The sequence below is a fragment of the Candidatus Campylobacter infans genome, from assembly GCF_013416015.1.
GTDB classification, from domain to species: Bacteria; Campylobacterota; Campylobacteria; order Campylobacterales; family Campylobacteraceae; genus Campylobacter; species Campylobacter infans.
On the sequence record NZ_CP049075.1, the window covers coordinates 1,544,036 to 1,560,950 of the forward strand.

The 16,915-nt window shown below is 36.0% G+C and carries 16 protein-coding genes; 13 read left to right on the top strand and 3 right to left on the bottom strand.

The genetic code is table 11. The annotated features are described in order from the left end of the window. The first annotated feature begins 33 nt into the window (after positions 1 to 33). The 7 genes from CINF_RS07735 (at position 34) to CINF_RS07765 (ending at position 9,414) form a co-directional block, all read left to right on the top strand. Complete coding sequence (locus CINF_RS07735; protein ID WP_179975121.1) at positions 34 to 372, top strand: hypothetical protein; 339 nt, start codon at positions 34 to 36, stop codon at positions 370 to 372. After that, on the top strand, positions 369 to 3,074 hold the full coding sequence (polA, locus tag CINF_RS07740) for a DNA polymerase I (protein WP_179975122.1): 2,706 nt from the start codon (positions 369 to 371) through the stop codon (positions 3,072 to 3,074). Before CINF_RS07735 ends, polA begins: the two co-directional genes overlap by 4 nt. Before the next feature lie 507 nt (positions 3,075 to 3,581). Next, positions 3,582 to 5,135, top strand: coding sequence for a flagellin B (locus tag CINF_RS07745; RefSeq protein WP_179975123.1), 1,554 nt, complete (start codon positions 3,582 to 3,584; stop codon positions 5,133 to 5,135). A gap of 845 nt (positions 5,136 to 5,980) precedes the next feature. Continuing rightward, entirely contained in the window at positions 5,981 to 6,841 is an 861-nt protein-coding gene (locus CINF_RS07750; RefSeq protein ID WP_179975124.1) for a metal ABC transporter solute-binding protein, Zn/Mn family, read from the top strand. Then, entirely contained in the window at positions 6,825 to 7,559 is a 735-nt protein-coding gene (locus CINF_RS07755) for a metal ABC transporter ATP-binding protein (protein WP_179975125.1), read from the top strand. The genes CINF_RS07750 and CINF_RS07755 overlap by 17 nt, the downstream gene beginning before the upstream one ends. 159 nt (positions 7,560 to 7,718) lie before the next feature. Beyond that, a complete protein-coding gene (locus CINF_RS07760; protein ID WP_179975126.1) occupies positions 7,719 to 8,513 on the top strand; it encodes a metal ABC transporter permease in 795 nt (264 codons plus the stop codon). Position 8,514: 1 nt separating this feature from the next. Continuing rightward, positions 8,515 to 9,414 (top strand): DUF2156 domain-containing protein, encoded by a 900-nt coding sequence (locus CINF_RS07765; RefSeq protein ID WP_179975127.1) that lies wholly within the window; start codon positions 8,515 to 8,517, stop codon positions 9,412 to 9,414. 173 nt (positions 9,415 to 9,587) lie between these two features. Here the strand turns inward: CINF_RS07765 and CINF_RS07770 are convergent, their stop codons facing one another. From CINF_RS07770 to mqnP, 3 genes are read right to left on the bottom strand one after another with little or no spacing between them, the layout of a single operon-like run. Next, the gene (locus tag CINF_RS07770) at positions 9,588 to 10,124 is read right to left on the bottom strand and encodes a DUF6115 domain-containing protein (RefSeq protein WP_179975128.1); all 537 of its coding nucleotides are present in this window, start codon (positions 10,122 to 10,124) and stop codon (positions 9,588 to 9,590) included. A 3-nt stretch (positions 10,125 to 10,127) separates the two neighbouring features. Continuing rightward, positions 10,128 to 10,646, bottom strand: coding sequence for a hypothetical protein (locus CINF_RS07775; protein ID WP_179975129.1), 519 nt, complete (start codon positions 10,644 to 10,646; stop codon positions 10,128 to 10,130). Then, on the bottom strand, positions 10,640 to 11,500 hold the full coding sequence (mqnP, locus tag CINF_RS07780) for a menaquinone biosynthesis prenyltransferase MqnP (protein WP_179975130.1): 861 nt from the start codon (positions 11,498 to 11,500) through the stop codon (positions 10,640 to 10,642). The genes CINF_RS07775 and mqnP overlap by 7 nt, the downstream gene beginning before the upstream one ends. Positions 11,501 to 11,689: 189 nt before the next feature. Here mqnP and CINF_RS07785 point away from each other — a divergent pair, with 189 nt between their 5' ends. From CINF_RS07785 to CINF_RS07810, 6 genes are all read left to right on the top strand, one after another. Beyond that, positions 11,690 to 12,961, top strand: a complete 1,272-nt coding sequence (locus CINF_RS07785) for a glycosyltransferase family protein (RefSeq protein WP_179975131.1) — start codon at positions 11,690 to 11,692, stop codon at positions 12,959 to 12,961. Positions 12,962 to 13,034: 73 nt separating this feature from the next. Beyond that, the gene (locus CINF_RS07790) at positions 13,035 to 13,949 is read left to right on the top strand and encodes a tRNA dihydrouridine synthase (RefSeq protein ID WP_179975132.1); all 915 of its coding nucleotides are present in this window, start codon (positions 13,035 to 13,037) and stop codon (positions 13,947 to 13,949) included. Between the two features lie 26 nt (positions 13,950 to 13,975). After that, positions 13,976 to 14,134, top strand: a complete 159-nt coding sequence (locus tag CINF_RS07795; protein WP_179975133.1) for a hypothetical protein — start codon at positions 13,976 to 13,978, stop codon at positions 14,132 to 14,134. Positions 14,135 to 14,190: 56 nt separating this feature from the next. Next, entirely contained in the window at positions 14,191 to 14,610 is a 420-nt protein-coding gene (locus tag CINF_RS07800; RefSeq protein ID WP_178695470.1) for a tetratricopeptide repeat protein, read from the top strand. 181 nt (positions 14,611 to 14,791) lie between these two features. Then, on the top strand, positions 14,792 to 14,956 hold the full coding sequence (locus CINF_RS07805; RefSeq protein ID WP_179975134.1) for a hypothetical protein: 165 nt from the start codon (positions 14,792 to 14,794) through the stop codon (positions 14,954 to 14,956). Positions 14,957 to 14,959: 3 nt separating this feature from the next. Next, positions 14,960 to 16,867 (top strand): hypothetical protein, encoded by a 1,908-nt coding sequence (locus CINF_RS07810; protein WP_179975135.1) that lies wholly within the window; start codon positions 14,960 to 14,962, stop codon positions 16,865 to 16,867. Positions 16,868 to 16,915: the final 48 nt, after the last annotated feature.

The following is a 16,915-nucleotide window of genomic DNA, read 5'->3' on the forward strand; positions in this document are numbered from 1 at the left end:
GCAATAGCGCAAATTTTAAAGCAAAGGACAAAAATGCAAGAAGCCGTTTTTTTGATAACAAATCAAGTTCTTTTTGCGCTTGGGGCTACTTTATTAGCCTTTATTTGCGCCTTGCCCGGCTTTTTGCTAGATTTATTTTATGATATTAGCAAGTATAAGAATTATTTATTTTTTGGCTTTGCTTTAATTGTGGCTTTCATAAACACCATTAAAAACGGCATAGATTCTGGCTTTTTGATAAATATCTTGCTTAATTTAGCCGTGGTTTATTTTGGTCTTTTGATTTTAATTGCCTTTAAAAATATGGCTTCGCGTTTTGGAGCGTGTAAAATGTGCGATAAAATCAAAGCAAAACTAAGGAAAAAAATATGAAAATTTTAAATATAATAGACTCTTTTGGCTTTTTTTTTAGATTATTTTATGCGATGAATTCGCTAAAAAGTAGCGATGGCAAGCCAAGCGGTATGGTAAATGGATTTGCAAATTTTATTAGCAAACTAAAAAGCGATTTTGCTAGCGATTATATAGTATTTGCCCTAGATAGTGGTGGTGATACTTTTAGAAGTAAAATTTACCCAAACTACAAAAAAAACCGCCAAAGCCCGCCAAATGAATTAAAAGAACAATTAAGCGTTTGTATTCAAATGATACAAGATATGGGTTTTGCGAGCCTAGGCATAAAGGGTTATGAGGCCGATGATATCATCGCTAGCTTTGTGCGAGCATACAAAAACGAGCTTAAAATCAACATTTTAAGCCACGATAAAGATTTATACCAGCTAATAGATGAAAATGTAAGCATCATCTCCCCAGCTACCAAAACGCGCTACAATCGCGATGGCTGCTATGAAAAATACGGCATTTACCCAGAGCAAGTTAGAGATTTTTTAGCAATCACAGGCGATACATCAGATAATATCCCAGGCGTGCGTGGCATAGGCGATAAAGGCGCAAAAACCTTGCTCCAAACTTACACAAATCTAGAAAATATCTACGCAAATATCGATCAAATCGCAAACGAGCGGAGCAAAAAATGCCTAATTCAAAGCAAAGAAAACGCCTTTTTATCGCGCCAATTAGTAGAACTTTATGATAAATTAGAAGTTTTAAGCTTACAAGATTGCCTCTACCCAGCAAGCAACCCATTAGAGCGCGTTATACCAACGCTTCAAAGCTATTCGCTCAATAAAATACTATCAAGCTTAAATTTAAGCGCGCAAGCCAAAAATTTGAACGCCAATAATCAAAATTTTAACGCCCAAAACCCAAATTTTAACGCCCAAAAAAGCCAAGAAAATCAAACAAACATAAATCAAAATTTCACAGCCCCTAATTTTACTCTAATCAGCGATGAAAACGCCCTAAACTCCGCCCTTGATGGCATAAATGAAAACTCAAAAATAGCCCTTAATCTAATATCAAGCACCCAAAATTCCTACACCAAAATCACAGGTTTTAGCTTTGCTTTTAATTTAAATGAAGTTTTTTATGTAAGCATGGGGCATAATTATTTAGTTCAAAGCACGCAAATTAGCCAAAGCGTTGCCAAGCGAGCCTTAGAGCGCATTTTAAAAGCCAAAGTAATAAGCCATAATATTAAAGATGATTTTGAAATTTTAAAAAATTTCTTTAATTTTGATTTAGCTCAAAATTACGCCGATACAATGATTTTAGCGTGGCTTAGCGACCCACAAAGCAAATTAGAACTAGAAAATTTAGCAAGCAAAATTTTAAATTACCAAATGCTTAAACACGACCCAAAACAAGGCAATTTTTCTAGTATGGATCCAAAAATTTGTAAAGATTTTGCTTGCCAACGCGCTTATATCACCCTTAGGCTTTATGAGCATTTTATGCTTAGCTTGCCACAAGATCTTTTAAAGCTAGCAAACGAGCTAGAATTCCCATTTATTCGCACCTTATTTAATATGCAACAATGCGGAATCACACTAAACATTCAAGCCACAAAAAATCTCTCAAACAGCCTCCAAGAGCGCATTAGAGGCCTTAGAGATGAAATTTACGCCCTAGCAAACGAAAGCTTTAATATCAATTCACCAAAACAATTAGCCAGCGTGCTTTTTTCTAAACTAGGCTTAGAAGCAAGCAAAAAAACAAAAACAGGTTATAGCACCGATGAAAGCGTGCTTTTAGCCATTAAAAATGCGCATCCAATCGTGCCAAAAATTTTAGAATACCGCGAACTTTTTAAGCTAGAAAGCACTTATTGCCAGCCGCTAATCACCCTAGCTAGCAAAGACGCTAAAAGCAAGATTTACACGCATTTTAGCCAAACAGGCACAGCCACAGGTCGCCTAAGTAGCGCAAATCCAAATCTCCAAAATATCCCAGCCCGTGGCGATCTAGCAAATGATATGCGCTCGTGTTTTATCGCGCGCGATGGCTATATTTTGGCATCGCTTGATTATTCACAAATCGAACTTAGGCTTTTGGCACATTTTAGCGGTGATCAGGCCTTGCTTAGGGCATTTAGAAATGGCGAGGATATTCACATGCGCACGGCTATTTCGATATTTAAAGATGATTTAAAAGAGCACCGCGCCATAGCTAAGAGCATAAATTTTGGCTTAATTTATGGTATGGGCGCAAGACGCCTAGCAAGCCAGCTAAACATCAGCACCCAAGAGGCCAAAGATTATATAGCGCGCTATTTCAACGCCTTTGGCACGGTAAAAAGCTACCTTTCTAGCATAAAAGACAGCGCGCATAAAAATGGCTTTGTAAGCACGATTTTAGGGCGCAAACGCATTTTTGATTTTGCCTTTGCTAATGAAAGAGAAATAGCAATGTATGAGCGCGAAGCCGTAAATACGGTATTTCAAGGCTCAGCAGCTGATATTATAAAACTAGCGATGAATAAAATCACGCCTTTATTAAATGATGATTTTAGGCTAATCTTACAAATCCACGATGAATTGATTTTTGAATTAAAACAAGAGCTAGCAAGCACGCATTTAGCGCGCGCACAAGAGATTATGCAAAATGCTTGCGCGCTTAGCGTGCCTTTGCTTACCACATTAAGCACGGGCAAAACCTGGGGGCAATTAAAATAAGTTTTTAAATTTTGCTTTAAAATTTTAAACTTTGCCTTTTGGCTCGCGCGAATTCTTAGCGGATTAAAATTTGCTTTAAAATTTTATGCCAAATTATTAGCTGATTAAAATTTTAAAATTTGCCCTAAAATTCGTTTAAATTTTAAAATTTCAAACAATCTATAAAAAAAATTTAATAAATTTCTACAAAAAAATTTCATCAAAACGCTAAACAAATTTTACTCTTACCGATATGGCATTTGTTAACACGAAGTTAAACATCAAATTACACGCAAGCAGCGTAAGAAAGGTGCAGAATTTACCCGCGATTTCGCTAAAAAAGCTCTAAAAGCTCTAAAAGCTCTAAAAGCTCTAAAAGCTCTAAAAGCTCTAAAAGCTCTAAAAGCTCTAAAAGCTCTAAAAGCTCTAAAAGCTCTAAAAGCTCTAAAAGCTCTAAAAGCTCTAAAAGCTCTAAAAGCTCTAAAAGCTAAATCACGCTAAGTTCAGCTCCAAATAAAAGGAGTCCCAATGGGTTTTCGTATCAACACAAACATTTCGGCGATGAATGCTTATGTCAATTCATCATCAACCAGCAGAGCGCTTGATGAGAGTATCTCAAAGCTTAGCTCAGGTCTTAGGATAAACAAAGCAGCAGATGATGCCTCAGGTATGACCATAGCTGATAGCCTAAAAGCCCAAGCAAGCGCGCTAGGCCAAGCCATAGCAAACGGCAATGACGCAATAGGCATTGTTCAAACTGCCGACAAAGCAATGGACGAGCAATTAAGCATTCTAAATACAATTCGCACCAAAGCAGTTCAAGCAGCACAAGATGGCCAAACCTCACAATCACGCGAAGCTCTACAAAGCGATATTTCAAGACTACTTGAAGAGCTTGATAACATAGCAACAACTACTAGCTTTAATGGCCAACAGCTCTTAAATGGTAACTTCTCCAATAAAAATTTCCAAATCGGTGCATATGCTAATCAAACAGTTCAAGTCTCAATCGGTGCTACTGCTAGTGATAAAATCGGGCTTACTAGGTTTGAAACATCACAATTAATGGCGTATTCAGATGGCGGTATAAAAGATATTGTTCTAAAACTTAGCGGTATAGACGGCTATCCTAGTGGATATGAGTTTCAAACTATTAGCTCTACTGAATTTGAAAAATACGGTCTTAAAGCAGTAGCTGATAGAATAAATGGCGTGAGTGATTTAACAGGCGTAAGCGCAAAGGTTCTAAACTCAATCACCTTTTCAAATGTAGTAGCAGCTGGCGATATTAAAGGCCTACAAATAAATGGCATTGGCATAGGCGATGTTACAACAGTAGCAGGCGATAAAAATAATGTGCTAGTAAATGCCATAAATAAGGTAAAAGAGCAAACAGGCGTAGAAGCTAGCACAAAAGATGGTAAATTAACCCTAACAGCAAGAGATGGCAGGGCTATAACAATAAAAAGTACTCAAAGTCAAGCAAACTCTCAGCTTGGTACTGGAAAAGCTGGATTTAGCGTGGGCACTACTATCGTAGGCAAGCTAACTCTAATACGCCAAGATGCTAGGGATATAGTATTTAGAATGAGCGGATGTGAAGAAGTTAAAGCTATCAGCCTAGGCGCTGAAATAATAACAGGCGAGATGAGTGTAGCTGTAGGCACAGGCGTTACACAAAAAACCGTGAGCTTAGGCGATATGAATAGCGGTATATTAGATAAAGATTTGGCAGCTGCCATGGGATATTTTGCAGGTGGTATAAGTAAAACAGACCAACTAAGTGGCGTAACCACCTATTACGGCGCGCAGGCGATGATTAGCATATCTGAATCAGCCCAAAAAATACTTGATAGAATTCGTTCAGATCTAGGCTCCGTTCAAAACCAACTCCAAAGCACGATCAACAACATCAGCGTAACCCAAGTAAATGTAAAAAGCGCAGAAAGCCAAATCCGCGATGTGGATTTTGCCACAGAAGCAAGCAATTTCAACAAATACAACATCCTAGCCCAATCAGGCAGCTACGCGATGAGCCAAGCAAACACAATCCAACAAAATGTTATGAGATTGCTACAATAACTAGCTTTTAAAGCTTTAAAAGTTTTAAAAGATTGAAAGACTTTAAAAACTTTAAAGGGCGGGCATTGCGCCCGCCCCATCAAAGCAAAAAGTTTAAATCCCCCCAAAAATTTTAAACACTCAATAAATTTTAAAAATAATTTTTATAAATTTTAAATCTTGGCAAATTTTAAAAATCCACTAAAATTTTAAAAATAATGTTCATAAATTTTAATGATTTTTAATAAGTAAATTTTAAAATTTGACAAATTTTAAAACACAATTTTTATAAATTTTAAAAGCTTGGAGATTTAAAATTTGGTTATTTTTTGCTAGCAAGAATTAAAAATATCTAAGCAACAAAGGCTTGGCGGGGCTGAAATCGCCCCGCCCGTCCTAGCGTTGGAGCAATATTATCTCAATTTTAGCGCCAAAAACGCTAATTTTAAGATATAATACCACCTTAGGACGCTTGTTTTGCTTTCGCATACAAGATCCTTTGTTACTTATTAGCCTCCGCCAAAGCTTCGGCGGTGGCATTATATCAAAATTTTAAGCTACTTTTAAAAAATATCACAAAATTAAAAAATCTACAAATTTTAAAAATATTTTTATAAATCTTACACGAAGTTTGAAATAATAAATTTTAATCTAACACCAAAAGGACGGGGCTTTGCGCCCTGCGCCCTGCGCCACGCGCCACGCGCCCTAGCCTTTAAGCACAATAATCTTAAATTTAACGCCAAAAATTTTAAAAAAATATTTTTATAAATTTTAGAATTTGGCAAATTTTAAAATTTTAAACAAGCAAATTTTAAAATTTTTGCTACAATCAAGGCTTTATTTTAAGGCAAATAAGGCAAATTATGAAAAAAATCTTTTTTATCTTTGTTTTAGCTTCTATGGCTTGGGCTAAAATTTTAATCGTTTCATCTGTCGCGCCAGTTAGTTTTTTGGCTCAAAAAATCGGCGGCGAAAATGTAGAGCTACACACGCTAATTTCAGCCGATGCGCATAATTACGAGCCAAAACCTAGCGATATGAAAATCATCGCAAAGGCTGATGTTTTTTTGGCTATTGGGGTGGAGTTTGAGCGCGTTTGGCTAGAAAAGTTTAAAGCAAATGCCAAAAATCTCTTAATAACAAAACTTGATGAAAATATCACAAAAATCAAACAAGAGCATAGCCACGACCACGACCACGACCACGAAAGCGACCACGAAAGCGACCACGACCATGAGCTAGACACGCACATTTGGCTTGATCCACTAAATGCAAAAATCATCGCCCAAAACATCGCAAACACGCTAATAAAAATAAACGCCCAAAATCAAAAAACCTACGAGCAAAACCTAAATGCGCTCTTAAATGAACTTGATGAATTAGATAATTATGCAAAAACCGAACTAGCAGGGCTTAAAAAGCGCGCTTTTATCGTGTATCATCCAGCTTGGGGATATTTTGCTAAGCGTTATGATTTAGAGCAAATCAGCATAGAAAAAAACGCAAAAGAGCCAAAAATCAACGAGCTAGCAAGTATCATCAAAGACGCCAAAAAGCACGGCGTAAGCGTGATTTTTACAAATCCGGGATATTTAGGCCATAGCCCACAAGTAATAGCAAGCCAAATCGGCGCAAAAATAATCCAAATCGATCCTTTAAGCAATGATTATTTTAACGCCTTAAAACACGCCATTAAAGCCTTTAAAGATGCAAATAGTAATTAAAAATTTAAGCTTTTCTTATCAAAATGATCTTATACTTGATAATATCAGCTTAGAGTATAATAGTGATGAAATTTTAAGCATTATTGGCCCAAATGGAGGCGGTAAAAGCACGCTTTTAAAATTAGTTTTGGGATTATTAAAGGCGCGTTCTGGCACGATAAGCGCGCCAAAAAATCTAGGCTATGTGCCACAATTTATTCCGCTTAATGCGAATTTTCCATTAAGCGTGCTAGAAGTGGTGCTAATGGCTAGGCTAAATGGCAAGATTTTTAATTTTTACACAAAAGAAGATTATAAAATAGCCACAAGCGCGCTAGAAGCGGTGCAAATGAGCGAGTTTAGCGCGCGTAAAATCCAAGAGCTTAGCGGCGGAGAGCGCCAGCGCGTTTATATAGCGCGCGCAATCGCCACGCAGGCTAAAATTTTAATCCTAGATGAACCCACAGCCAGCCTAGACCCAAAGGCCGCAGCGCAAATTTACGAACTGCTAAAAACCTTAAATGAGCGTAAAATCGGCATTTTTATGGTAAGCCACGATGCGCAAATGGCACTAAATATCGCAGATAAAATCGCCTTTGTTAATAAAAGTTTATATTTACACGAAAATGACGCTAAAAATAACGCAAATATTTTTACGCTAGCAAAAAACAGCGAGCATTTTTGCGGTGTGGAGATGGCAGCGCTTTTACATAATGCCAAATGCGCGTGTAATAATTAAAATTTATTAACGCAAATCAAGCATAAAATATTTAAATAAATGAATTTTGGATTTTTGGCTATAATCGCGGGTTTTGGCTTTGGCGGATTAATTTATTTTATGAATTACAAAAGCAAAAATGGATTTGGCTTATTTTATGAATTTTAAAAGTAAAAAAAAATGATAGAAATTTTAAGTTTTGATTTTGCGCAAAATGCGATTATTGCGAGCTTGCTTTTAAGTGTTTGTGTTGGGATTATTGGCACTTTGGTAGTAATTAATAAAATGAGTTTTGTAGCAAGTGGCATAGCTCATGGGGCTTATGGTGGCGTTGGCATAGCGTTTTTTGCGGGCTTTTCGCCTAATCTTGGGGCTTTGGGTTTTGGGCTAATTCTTAGCGTTTTGATAGCTTATTTTAGCTTTAATGAACGCGGGCGTTTTGATAGCGTAATTGGCGCTATTTGGGCTTTTGGTATGGCTGTTGGCGTGATATTTGCTGATTTAAGCGATAAAATGAATGTGGATTTAATGAGCTATCTTTTTGGCTCGATTTTAGCCGTGCCAAAAAGCGATTTATACATTATCGCAGGGCTTGATGTGCTGATTTTGTGCTTTGTTGGTTTATTTTATAGAGCCATTTGCGCTGCTAGCTTTGATAGTGAGTTTGCCTTGCTCCGTGGGGTTAGCACGCGCGCGCTGTATTACGCACAAAGCGTGTTTATGGGGCTTTGCGTTGTGGTAAGCATTAGGCTTGTGGGGCTTGTGATGGTAATAGCCTTGCTTACAATCACGCCTTATATAGCAGAAAAATTTAGTAAAAATCTAGCCTTGATGATGGCTCTTAGCACCGCTTTTAGCGCGCTTTTTTGCCTTGGCGGGCTAGGACTTGCTTTTTATTTTGATTTAACAAGCGGGGCTAGTATTATTTTGCTAGCAAGCTTGACATTTTTTTTAATGAAAATTTTAAAGGACTAAAATGAAATTTAAAGCCTTAGAATTATGCGATAAAAACGAGCTAGAAAGCTATTTTAAAGCTTGCGGGGTCGAAGTTTCTGATTTAAGCTTTACTAATCTTTTTTTATGGCATTTTGGGCGCGAAATTAGCTGGGGCATACAAAATGAATGCCTAATAATCAAAACAAAATACCCAGATTCCAATCCTTTTATTTTTTATCCCTTACATAAAAATGGCGATCTCTTGGCCATAAAAAATGCGCTTGAAGCGTGTATTTTGTATTTTGAGAGCATTAAAATGCCTTTTAGCATTCATTCAATAAGCAAAAATCAAATGCTTCAATGCCAAGAGCTAATGCCTGGGCGTTTTGATTTTATTTATAACCCAGACCGCAGCGATTATGTTTATAGCGTAAGCGAACTAATAGCACTTGCGGGCAAAAAATATCACAAAAAAAAGACACATTTTAATAATTTTTTAAAGCAATATAATTTTAGTTTTGAGCTTTTAGATGAAAATAATGCGCCTGAGCTAGCGCGCGTTTATAATGGCTGGTTTGATAGCCTAAGCAATAAAAGCGATGGGCTTAAAAATGAATATATCGGCATTATCGCTTGTTTAGAAAATTTTAGTAGGCTTAGTTTTAGTGGCGGGATTATCCGTGTTGATGGACAAATCGCTGCTTTTAGCTTTGGGGAGGCTTTAAATGAGCGTTGCGTGGTGATTCACATCGAAAAGGCCGATATAAATTACAATGGCATTTATCAAGCCATTAATAGGGAATTTTTAGCTAGGTGCTGGGCAGATTATGAGCTAGTAAATCGCGAAGAAGATCTAGGCATCGAAGGACTTCGCAAGGCCAAACAAAGCTATCAGCCTTTATTTTTACAAGAAAAATTTGAAGCTAGCTTAAAAATTTAGCCTTGAAATTTTAAAATTCTGGGTTTAAAATTTGGGATTTAAAATTTTAAAATTTGTGCTTGAAATTTTAAAATTCTGAGTTTAAAATTTTAAAAAAACTTAAAATTTGGATTTTTAAATTTTAAAATTTGAGATTTAAAATTTTAAATATTTTAAAATTTAAAATTAAAATTTTAAAGCAGTTTTCTAAATCTTAAAACCATCTCAACGCGCCCAAGCGTGATGTGTAAATCCTTGGCGATACTTTCAATGCTCTTGCCGCTTTTATAAAGATCTACTATGTAATCTTCTTCTTTTTCAAAGCTTGGCGGAGTGATTTTGCTAAAATTTTCTGTGCGTTTTTCTAAATCATACATTCGCTCATTATGCTCGCTAGCAAAATCGCCCATATTATCTTCAAGCCGTTTTAAGCTCGCAATCATCGGCAAAATCTTGCTTGCGATGGCTTCATTTATCTTAGCATCAAGGCTTTTATTTATTTGCTCCATTTCAAGGCTGGTGCTTTGAGCGCTACTTATAAAGCCTTTGATTGATTCTTTTAAATGCGCGTTTTTCTTGCTTAATTCATAATTAGCTTGCATCAATTTATCAATGCTTCTAGCGTGATTTCTTAATCTTTTATTAAAAGATTGCATCCCAAGCCACACCCACAAAAACAACAATCCTATCAACACCAAAATTCCAAGTAAAATAATCAAATCATTACTCATAGCTTATCCATTATCTTTGCTCGCTCTAATCGCGCTTAATTCAGCTCTTGCCACATTTTGCGCCCATTCTTTTTCATCGCTTTTGCTAAAGCGCGTTATTTTAGCCGTTTTATCATCAAGGGCGATAAAATACAGCCCAATATGCTTTTTTACAAAACCTTGAATTAGCACCTTGGCAAAATACAGCTCGCCACTTTTTAAACACGCCTCATCAAAAGCAAAACCCTCATAGCCCAAACTAACCGCAAGATTTGAATTAGCAAGCTCTAAATTTTGTCCCTGCGCCTTGCTTTGGAGCAAATTTTCAATATTTTCAAGCTTTCTTAAAACTTCTATTAAAAGTTTTAGTGTGAGCGGATCTGTATTTTCGCCCTCGTCTTTTGCGCGCGCAAGGCTTAGCCATTCATCAAGGCCATTATTTAAACTAGCAAAAATACTCTCAAATCGCGCCTTATTTTGCTCGCTTACTAGCTCATAAGATACTTGCGCGCTTGCGTTTATTAGTCTTAATTGCTCTACCATAAATCCACCCAAATAAAAGCTACAAACAACACACTAACCCAAGCATTTAGCGTAAAAAATGCCTTATTTATTTTATTAGCATCCTTATCCACAATCAAATGCTCTGCATATAAAATAATCGCGCATATGAAAACGCCCAAATACGCCCAAAATCCAAGCCCCACAGCACCAACAAAAAATAACCAAAACACCACCGCGCCACTATGAAAAAGCCTAGCTATAAACATAGAAGCTTCTTTGCCATAATTAGCTGGTATGCTATAAAGGCCAAATTTTTTATCAAATTCTATATCTTGTAATGAATAAAGCACATCAAAGCCAGCAGTCCAAAGCATTACCCCACAACACAGCAACAACGACCAAAGCGGTATTTCTTCAAGCACAGCCACAGCACCAGCCACAGGCGAAAGCCCCAAACAAAGCCCCAAAAACACATGCGCCAAGGGAGAAAAACGCTTAAAATACGAATACGCGCCTAAAATAATTAAAATCAAAAACGAAAGCCAAAAAGCAAGCCAATTTATAAAAAATGATGAAAGTATGAAAACAAAAGCATTTGCCAAGATAAAAAGGGCTAAATTTTTACGCCCGATGCGTCCATCTACGCTTGGACGATTTGCCGTGCGTGGATTTAGCGCGTCAATTTTAGCATCTAAGTATCTATTTACGGCCATTGCGTAGTTTCTAGCACTTATGGCACAAAACAAAGCTAAAATTAACAATCCCCAGCCAAACCACAGCGTTTGATTTTGCATTTTAGAGCTAACCAACATCGCACAAAATATAAAAGGCAAAGCAAAAATCGAATGCTTAAAGACAATCAAATCACAAATATCACGAAGTTTATTAAACATAAAAAGCCTTAAAAAAGCATAATTTTATCAAAATAAACTCAAATAAATTTTAAAAAATAAGGCTTTTTTGGCAAATTTTAATCTAATTAGCAAAAACACAAAGATATTTTCAGCCATTTTAATAATAAAATTTTATGAAATCATTAAAAATTTTGTTACAATCTACAAATTTTATTTTAAGGATTTGATATGCCAAAACTTCTATGGGTAAGCCCTTTTAATCTCCACGACACTTCAAGCGGCGCAGCCGTTCAAGCGCGCCTAATGCTCCAAAAGCTAGCCCAGCGCGGTGTAAGCGTGCGCGTGCTTGGGAGCTTTTGTTTTGATAGTATGGCTGGGGCTAAGTCGCATTTCCCAAAATTAGAAGAAGAAATGAAAGAAAGCTCCAAAAAAAGCGCGCTTAATTTTAATCAAAATGGCATAGATTATACTTATTTGCCTTGTGCTAGTATAAATATGGGCGAAATGACCCACGATGAAAGCTGGAAGCTGTTTTCTAGGTTTTGCTCTATGCTTAGCACTTTTAGGCCTGATGTTTGTATGGGCTATGGTATGGGTTGTCTTGGCGCAGCAATCCACGCCGAATGCCGCAGGCGCGGTATCCCGCACGCTTATCCTATTTTTAATGGCAATCATCCATATTATAATTTTTTTGATAGCGATTTGCTTTTTACCGATAGCGATGCAAATGCACACCTTTATGGTATGCGCGATAGATTAAATCTAGCTACAACTGGCATTTTTGTAAATAAAGAAGATTATGTGGCCGATGAAAAAGATAAAACAGCAGAATATATCACTATGATAAACCCTGAGCCGCGAAAAGGTGGCGGGATTTTTGCTAAAATCGCCCTAATCGCACAAAAAGACCCAGAGCTTAAAAATGAAAAATTTTTATGCGTTAATAGCCGTGGGCATTTTAGCGCAACCATAAACGCGCTAAAAGATAGCAAGGGCAAAGGCTTAGAAGCTGCAATGTTTGAAAATGTCCAAATGGCTGAAAATACGCGCAATATGAAAGGCATTTATGCTATGACAAAACTTTTGCTTGCTCCAAGCGTGCCGAATTTTTGGTATGAGGGCTGGGGGCGAGTAGCTAGCGAGGCTGTGCTAAATCGCATACCTGTTTTGGTGGCTAAAAATGGTGGCTTAGAGCAAGCAATGGCCGGTGCTGGCATAGCCCTTGATGTGCCAAAAAGCGTAAATGAAGATATGCTAGCCTTGCCAAGCGATGATGAGATTAAGCCTTGGGTTGATGCGCTTAAAAAACTCTTAAAAGATAAAAAAGCAGGTGCGATGGAGCAGGCATTTGACGAGGCCGAAAAAGCCCTTGATATCGAGCGTAGCACAGATAGAGCCATGGAAATGCTAGCACCGCTTTTTGCTAAAAAAGCTAGCCAAAATCCACATCTTTTTATAAACGGCAATTTACGCCTAGATATTAGCGGAAATATAAAATAAATTTTAAAATTTGCTTTAAAAGCGCGCCTAAATCAAGCTAAATTTTAAAATTTTAAATTAAAAAGCGTAAATGATGATAAATTTTAATCAACAACCTTTATTTTTGGCTCCGCTTGCAGGGCTAAGCGATCCGCCCTTTCGCTCGCTCATTAAGCGCCATGGCTGCGATGTAACAATAAGCGAAATGATAAGCGCGAATGCTTTAATATACGAAAACGCAAAAACGCTTAAAATGCTTGAAAAATCGCCACTTGAAAGCCCTTACATCGTGCAATTAGAAGCAAGCGATGAGAGCGTTTTAGCGCGCGCAGTGGCTGTGCTAAATGAAATAAATGGCATTAGCGGGATTGATTTAAATTGTGGTTGTCCGGTGCCAAAAGTAATAAAACAAGGCGCAGGCTCAGCCCTTTTAAAAGAGCCAAAAAAACTTTGCAAACTCATTGAAACCATCAAAAAAACTAGCACAAAATCCTACACAAGCGCAAAACTTCGCCTTGGTTTTGATAGCGTGGTTTTGCCTAGTTTTGTGCGCGATATTCAAAATGCCGGAGCTGATTATATTTGCGTGCATGCGCGCACTAGAAGTGGCGGGTTTTCTACTCCGCCACTTTTTGAAATTTTAGGCGAGCTTAAAACGCTAAGTAATATCCCAATAATCGCAAATGGTAGCATTGATGAAAAAAATTATAAAGAAATTTTAAATATAAGCAGAGCCGATGGACTGATGATAGGGCGCGCAAGTATCGGCTCGCCGTGGATTTTTAACATTTTAAAAGGGCAAAATCCGCCAAATGCACAGCAAAAAAAGCAGATTATAAAAGAGCATTTTGAGCTTGTGTGTGGGCATTATGGCGAGTTTGGTGCTAGTATTTTTAGAAAGCATTTACACGAATATTCTAAAAATATGCGTGGCGCAAGCGAGTTTCGCACAGCAATAAATAGCGCAAATAACGAACAAATGAAAAATTTAATACAGCAATTTTTTTAAAATTTTAAAATTTTAATTATTTTTTTTTGCGCTTTAAACTCCGCACGGGTTTTTTAAAATTTTATTTAATTCATTATGATATGTGGAATTTAAGAAATAACGAGTTTATGCGAGTATATCAACTACTACTAGCTCAGGCTCAAATAGTAGAATTCAAAGCTCTAAGTGGCGGTAAGATGATTTAAAGCTAAAATTTTATAAATTTATAATAAAATTTGCGTTTAAACTTTAAGGGGGTAAAATGAAAAAATTCTTAGTTATTTGCGCTGTTTTAGCATTATGCGTGAGCGCGCAAGCCAAAACCAAAAACAAAAGCCTAGCCGAACAAGCAAAAATCGCGCTAGAAAACGGCAAACAAGAACAAGCTTTTAGAATGGCAAAAAAATCTTGCCAAGGTCAAAATCCAAAAGGTTGCGATCTTTTGGCGTATTTTTATACTGGCGCAGGGCATATTAAAAAAGACGATAATTTAGCCAAAAAATACTACACCCAAGCTTGTAATGGCGGTGTGGCAAGCTCTTGCGTGCAATTAGGCTCACTTGCTTTATCTGGGCAAACGCGCGATATACAAACGGCGATAAAATTTTATAAAAAAGCCTGCGCGCTTAAAGATAAAGTCGCCTGCCAAACAGCCAAAGAAATAGAACAAAACGAACATTGAAAGCTTGATCAAGCTTATATTTGGCTAGCTTTTAGCTAGCCAAAACGCAAATTTTAAACTCAATTTCTGCCTTATTTTAAAATTTCACATTTTTTTGCATTTTATATAAAGCTTTTTGTTTTATTGTCGATTTTTATTTTATTGTCGATTTATGAAGCATTTAAAATTTTAAAGAGATATTATGAAAAAAATTGTTTTAGCAATTATGCTTTTAGCTTATGCTCTTTTCTCAGCAGATAATTTTACTTTTGAAAAAGTAAATAATGCGCAAGAAGTTTCTAACAAAAAATTTACCCTAATAACAGGCGGACTTGATAAATTTAGCAATTTATGTAATAAGGAATGATTTATGGATATAAAATCTTTTCAAACAAATTTAGATTTAAACAACTTAAATTTTGACAAATATGCCGATATCATAAAACAAAATGCACAAATATCTAAAACAAGAACTCAACTTTATGGCGATAGAAATTTTAATACAATCAGCCAAAACAAAAATGAAAACTACATAGCTATAAAAAATAATAAGCCTATAACATACACAAGATATAAAGATTATACTATATACTCAAATAATATGGATTTATTATATTATGAAGGCACTAATTCAAATTATATTATCAACAAAAATACCGACACAAATTTAATCTCAAAACTAAGCTTAGTTGATAAAATGTTTTTACTTACTAAAAATGATGCCTTAGACAACGCACCTATTATAAAAGATGAAGCATATTTTATGCGAAAAATGCTTAATGATATGATAGCAGAGCAAACATATTTTATGCTTGGAAAATCGCTAGTTTCAAACGGACATCTCACAGGCGCTGAATATAATATGAATTTTGCTAGAAATTACAGCTACGCAAACAAATTCACTCCAAATGCTGGATACGCCAATAGCGATAATTACACAAATTCCATGCCCTTAATTCCAAATTCTTACTACCTAAACTCTTATGCAAACTCAAATTTAATTAATACAAAATTTGGCAAGGCTGAGATATTTTTGGATTTAGCTGGCAATAATGATGAACTTGGCATTGGCACTCTTAATAAAAACGCTCAGCTTTTTAGATTTGATAGCGATGGCAATGGCTTTGTAGATAAAAATGATATGTATTTTGATAAATTAAAAATAAGAGCTTATGATAAAAATGGTAATGAAATTATTAAAAAACTTAGCGATGTGGTTGATAGAATAGATTTAAAAGATTTTATAGATAGCAAAGAAAATGCCATTAAAAAATGGGATAAACAAGTAAGCAATTATGGCTGGGACGAAAAAACATACAATGCATCTTACGAATATATCAGCTCGTATAATCCATACTCACATTTTAAAGCCGAAGTAAGATATCAAAGTATGAATGAAAATGATTTAAAAGAGCTTGCAAAACTAGCAGATAATGATGGCTGGATAGATGCTTCAAAGCTAAAAAATTTAGCAAATTTAGCCTACGCAAAAATAAATTTTGATGGAAATTACAAACTAGAAGAGCTAAATTACGCAAAAGATCAAACAAGCAAAAATAGCGATCAATATTTAAAATTTAAAGCCTTATATGATGATTATATGGCTGAGCTTAACGCATTAAATGGCTTTTTTGATAGCTACAAGCAAGTAGCAAGCGATGAAATTATGGCTGAGTTTGGAGATATTATAAATAACCCAGAGTTTAAATCAAGCAAAATGCTAAAAATACAAAGCGAATTTGTGGCAATAACTGGCTTAAAATTTAGCCTAGAAAATCTCCAAAAAGTAAAAGATAGCTTTGAAACAGATAAAAAAGCCGCAGCAAATATGCTAATAGATACAGATTCGCTAACTGCTATAAGAATAAATGAAAACGGCACTTTTACGCTTAGATTTAATAGCGGCAGAGAAATAAATGTAAGCAAGCTTTACAAAGACAGCGGCAAGGCTTTTAACGAGGCATTAAATGTAAATGCTGATTTTATGGATGAAAAAGAGCTAAATGAAAAAATAGATTTAAGCGTGAGCGTGGTTAAAATCAAAAATGAAACCACAGGCAAATTAGAAGAAAAATCCCTAAAAGATTTAGGCGTGGAGCTAATCCAAAAAACCACAAACGGCAAGCTTTTTATCCTTAGAACCAAAGAGGGCAAAAGCATAGTTGTAAATCAAATTTACACCAAAACGCAAAATGAAGCACAAAACAGCCAAAACGCCCAAAGCGTCATAGATGAAAAAGAGAAATTTTATCCAAAGCCACTTAAAATTTGGGCTTAAAAGATAGCGGGATTAAAATTTTAATTTAAACCCGTGATGAATTAAAAT

Coding starts and splice junctions, on each gene's coding strand:
- CINF_RS07735 (WP_179975121.1), top strand. CDS start 34: ATGCAAGAAGCCGTTTTTTTGATAACAAATCAAGTTCTTTTTGCGCTT.
- polA (WP_179975122.1), top strand. CDS start 369: ATGAAAATTTTAAATATAATAGACTCTTTTGGCTTTTTTTTTAGATTA.
- CINF_RS07745 (WP_179975123.1), top strand. CDS start 3,582: ATGGGTTTTCGTATCAACACAAACATTTCGGCGATGAATGCTTATGTC.
- CINF_RS07750 (WP_179975124.1), top strand. CDS start 5,981: ATGAAAAAAATCTTTTTTATCTTTGTTTTAGCTTCTATGGCTTGGGCT.
- CINF_RS07755 (WP_179975125.1), top strand. CDS start 6,825: ATGCAAATAGTAATTAAAAATTTAAGCTTTTCTTATCAAAATGATCTT.
- CINF_RS07760 (WP_179975126.1), top strand. CDS start 7,719: ATGATAGAAATTTTAAGTTTTGATTTTGCGCAAAATGCGATTATTGCG.
- CINF_RS07765 (WP_179975127.1), top strand. CDS start 8,515: ATGAAATTTAAAGCCTTAGAATTATGCGATAAAAACGAGCTAGAAAGC.
- CINF_RS07770 (WP_179975128.1), bottom strand. CDS start 10,124: ATGAGTAATGATTTGATTATTTTACTTGGAATTTTGGTGTTGATAGGA.
- CINF_RS07775 (WP_179975129.1), bottom strand. CDS start 10,646: ATGGTAGAGCAATTAAGACTAATAAACGCAAGCGCGCAAGTATCTTAT.
- mqnP (WP_179975130.1), bottom strand. CDS start 11,500: ATGTTTAATAAACTTCGTGATATTTGTGATTTGATTGTCTTTAAGCAT.
- CINF_RS07785 (WP_179975131.1), top strand. CDS start 11,690: ATGCCAAAACTTCTATGGGTAAGCCCTTTTAATCTCCACGACACTTCA.
- CINF_RS07790 (WP_179975132.1), top strand. CDS start 13,035: ATGATAAATTTTAATCAACAACCTTTATTTTTGGCTCCGCTTGCAGGG.
- CINF_RS07800 (WP_178695470.1), top strand. CDS start 14,191: ATGAAAAAATTCTTAGTTATTTGCGCTGTTTTAGCATTATGCGTGAGC.
- CINF_RS07805 (WP_179975134.1), top strand. CDS start 14,792: ATGAAAAAAATTGTTTTAGCAATTATGCTTTTAGCTTATGCTCTTTTC.
- CINF_RS07810 (WP_179975135.1), top strand. CDS start 14,960: ATGGATATAAAATCTTTTCAAACAAATTTAGATTTAAACAACTTAAAT.